Genomic DNA, 3938 nt, shown 5'->3' on the forward strand with positions numbered 1-3938 from the left:
GGGCCGGCGGTTTGCCGAAGCCGCCATGTCCGCACACAGCGGATGCACCGGGCCCTGCAGATGCGTCCGCGCCGGTCGGAACGGACGCGGCCGCGGGCCGGATCAGAACCGGATGCGGAGCGTTCCGCGCACCGCGCTGTCCTGCGCGGAGGCGGCATAGGCGCCCTCATAATGCAGGCCGATATCGACGGCTTCGGTCGGGTTGTAACCGACGCCGAGATCGACGAGCGCGGCGTTCTGCGCCACCGGCACGCCAAAGGTGGTGAATGCTGCCGAGCCGGTGAAGGAGGCGGTCTGCGATGGCGTCAGCTCACCATAGGCGTGCTGCCAGCCAAGGCCGGCCATCAGCTTCACGGCGCCCCCGGTCTCCACGGGAATGGCATGGCCGAGCCGCAGGCCGAGCACGCTGTAGGTCGTGTCGAACGTCCCGCTTTCAGCGGTCAGCGCGGCGGTGCCCCCGGTTTCCGCGAACCCGCTGCTGTTCAGGCCGACATAAGCGAGATTGGCAAACGGCTCGGCCGTCGTCGCGCCGAAATGAAAACTGTAGCCCGCTTCGGCGAAGGCCTGTGCGGTGCCGGCGCGATAGTTCGCCGACAGGCTCTGCGCCACATCGCCGAACGCCACCGCGCGATCCATCGTCAGCGCGTGCCATGTGTAGGCCGCGCCGAAGCGCAGCCCCAGATCGCCGAAACGGGCCCCGCCATAAAGGCCGAGATCGTAATTGTCGCTGTCGGCCGAGGCGTTCGGGGTGTTCGTATCAAAGGCCGACCGGCTGTAGCCGCCGACAAGGCCAACCCGCCACGCGTCGCCGGCCGGGCTGTCGACGCCCATCAGAAAGCCGCTGACCGAGCGCGACAGCGTGGCGGCATTGCCGTCGCCCTTCGTCTGCCCCCACCCGCCATAAGCCTGACCCCAGGCCGTGAGCGCAAATCCGGGCATCAGCGCCGCCGTTTTCGCCAGGCTCTTCGCGGGTTCGCTGCCGCTCGCAAGGGCCTGCCGCACCCGGCCCATGGCGGCATCGCGCAGATAGACGGACTGCTGCTGCAGCCCCGCTTCGACCGAGGCATAGGCCGCGCCGGAGAGGCTCTCGAAGGCGGCCGGCGCCTCCGCTCCGCTCAGGGCGGCGAGCGACCGATTGAGCGGCGAGCTGATATCCAGTGTGTCGGCCGCCGCGGCCGCTGCCCGTTCGTTCGCCGTGGGGGCGAATGTCGTGTAGGGCACGGCGCTGCGCCCCAGCGTCAGCGTGCCGGTGCTGTCCAGCTGCGCGCCGAGGAACGGGTACAGCGCCGGTGCCGTGCCGAACAGCGTGTTGTCGACGGTAAAGCCGGAGGCGAGCGAACCGGCCGTGAACACCTGATAGGTGGCCCCGAACACCGGCGAAAAGCCACTGCCCTGCGCCAGCAGCAGGGTTGCGCCGCCCGCGGTCAGCGTTCCGCCCACCGCGAGCCGGTCGGAGGTGCCGGCCGCGCCGAGTTCGGCAACATAGAGCGATCCCGGCTGGAAGGTGGCATCGCCGGTCACCGTCACCGTGCCGAACGAATGCCCCGGAGAAACCGAACCGCCGCGCGCGACGACCAGCGAGGAGACCGTGCCGGTGCCCGACAGCGTGCCATAGGTGGTGACCGGACCCGCCACGACGCCATCGTTGCTGAACACGAAATTGTTGACCACCGCGCCCTGTATGAGGCCGGTGCTGGTCAGCGAACCGAAGGTCGAGACATCGCCGACGATGGTTCCGCTGTTGCCCATCTGACCGAGATTGAAGACCGTGCCGGTGAGCTGGCCGGCGTTGAAGAGCGTTCCCGCGTTGGTGACCGTGCCGGTGAGGGAGCCGGTGTTGGTCCACGTCCCGGCATTGCTGACCGCCCCGTAGAACGCGCCGCTGTTATCGACCGTTCCCTGATTGACGAAGGCGGCGCCGGAGCGCGCGCCGAGCACGGTGCCGCCGTTCGTCAGCGCCTGCCCGCCCGCCACCTGATAGCCGTTGCCCGCGTTGTAGAACACGGCGCCGGGAGCCACCGTCAGCGATCCCGTCATCACCCCGTTGAGAACGGTCGCCCCCCGGCCGACAGTGACGCCGCCGGTGTTCAGCACGGCACCGTTGAGCACGATCGTCCCGCCGTTCAGCGTGAGACTGCTGGCGCCGTAGATCGCGGAATCGAAGATCGCCGTCGCACTCGTGTTGATCGTACTGCCGCCGACGAGCAGCACCGGCAGCGTCGTCTCAAAGTCCTGACTGAGGTTCAGCGGGCCCTGCGCGGCAATCAGCGGCGCCACGGTCACATTGGTCTGCGGGCTGTAGCCGTTCGCCGCAATGCCGATAAAACCGCCATCCGCATCGAACAGAACGTTGAAGCCGGCATAGGTGTGCAGGCTCGAATTCACGAACGTTCCGCTGTCGGACGCATCGATCGGATAAGGCGTCTGCGGGTTGCTCAGATCGCCGCTCAGGAAGGTGTAGGACGCGCTGCCGCCCGCCAGGCTGATGGTCACCGCCGTGTTGTCGGTCAGCGCCGCCGAGCCGTTCGGCACGTTGATGAAGGCATTGGTGACGCCGGTATCCATCAGAAGCGTGGTCGGGCTCGTAACGCCCCCGACCGTGATGGTGCCCTCAATCTGCTGCCACTGGGCGGGCACGCTGCCGCTGCCGGCGCTCTGCAGCACAAGCTGTGCGTAAGTGAAGGCCTGCGAAGACGTATTTTCCTGCGTCAGGCCGAGATAAATGCCGGTCGGGGTAATGATATAGCCCCGCCGCATCGTTCCGGCCTGCATCTCCGACAGATTGAGAAACAGATTGTAAGCCTGCGATGTGGGCGCCAGTCCGTCCACATATTTCTTCATTTTGTCGTTGTTCTTCTCGTCCGGAAGCGTCCCCTCGCCCATTGTCGTGCGGTCGAACCCGATCCCCAGCATCGAAATGCCATAGACCGGGCTGTCGACGCCGGTCTGCCCGGACACGCAACCGTTCGGCGCGCCCGCCAGACACTCATAGCCCGTGGCAAACAACACCGGCACAAGCGAGGTGACCGTCTGCTGTTCGCTGTCGCCCAGAATCGATACGTTCATCGTCTGGAACACGCCGGTGATGACGAGGCCGGAACTGTTGTAATAGACCCATCCGGCCGGCCCGACCGGCGTAAAGCCGGCGGCCCAGTATGCCTTTCCCAGCACCATGCCGGTCGATCCGGTATCGACACCGATATCCGCCCTGACGCCGTTAACCTCGACCCTGATATCCATCATGGTCTGATGTTTCAGCGCATAGGCCAGATCGGCGGATCGCTCGGTGTCATCGGCCGTGAAGGTCGAATAATCGATGAAATAGGACTGATCGTAATTGCTGTAGAGATTCCAGCTCTCTGCCGCCGCCGCACCGCCCGCAGGCAAGAGGCCGGCCGCGCCCGCCGAAAGAGCCGTGCAGAGGCCGGAAATGCGCCCCGCCGCCCCGAGCCTCAGTCTCCGCCGTGGCCCCGCCCTCGCCGTCAGAAGACGCATTGCCGCTCCCCGCTGCAGAAACCCTCCCCCGGCCGCGCCGGCGGCAGAACGCTAGCCCGAACCGCCCGCCATGAGAAGACGAGCCGGCGACATTGGCAGGCGGTGACAGCGCGGGCGGGGCCGCTTCAAAGCCGCCCTGCGCGCAAGAGGAAACCGGGGCGATCGTCCGGCAACCGACGGTCGCCGCAGCCTGCCGGCCGGGATGAACATGAGACGGCGGAAGAGCACGGGACAATGCCGGACAGAGGCCCGGCATCCCGTCCGGCAACCGCATATCGGGTGGATTCGGAATTCAGACGCGCAGGCGGTCTGCCCGCCGGCCGTTCAGGCCTGTGCCGCAGCCAGACTGTCTTCTATCCACCAACCACCGGCATCAGCCGCCGGATTGTGTTGGTGAGCCCGGAGGGACTCGAACCCTCGACCCCATGATTAAAAGTCACGTG

Annotated in this window: 1 protein-coding gene; it reads right to left on the reverse strand. The window is 66.8% G+C overall.

The genetic code is table 11. From position 1 onward, the window contains the following. Positions 1 to 102: 102 nt before the first annotated feature. Positions 103 to 3387, reverse strand: coding sequence for an autotransporter domain-containing protein (locus V7067_RS13050; RefSeq protein ID WP_334176337.1), 3285 nt, complete (start codon positions 3385 to 3387; stop codon positions 103 to 105). Between the last annotated feature and the right edge of the window lie 551 nt (positions 3388 to 3938).

Source organism: Pseudoxanthobacter sp. (genome assembly GCF_036822375.1).
Taxonomy (GTDB): domain Bacteria; phylum Pseudomonadota; class Alphaproteobacteria; order Rhizobiales; family Segnochrobactraceae; genus Pseudoxanthobacter.